General features: G+C 35.3%; 1 protein-coding gene. It reads left to right on the forward strand.

The window, feature by feature from the left end; translation table 11 throughout:
• Positions 1–255: hypothetical protein (locus RAD10_RS42245; protein ID WP_461622061.1), on the forward strand; the 255-nt coding region annotated here is incomplete at both ends.

Consider the following 255-nt stretch of genomic DNA (forward strand, 5'->3'; position numbering starts at 1 on the left):
GGTTGGTTTATTATGAACAAACCCTTCGACAAACTTAAACTTCATGGTTTTAATAATTTAACTAAAAGTTTAAGCTTTTGTATTTACGACATTTGCTATGCAAAGACCGAGCAACAACGTAAAGAATATATTGAATATATCGATGAGCAGTACAGTGCAGATAGACTAACCGACATTTTAGGTGAAGTTGTTGATATTATAGGTGCTAACATTTTAAATGTAGCGCGCCAAGACTACGAACCGCAAGGTGCAAGC

The sequence above is a fragment of the Bradyrhizobium sp. 23AC genome (assembly GCF_054863025.1).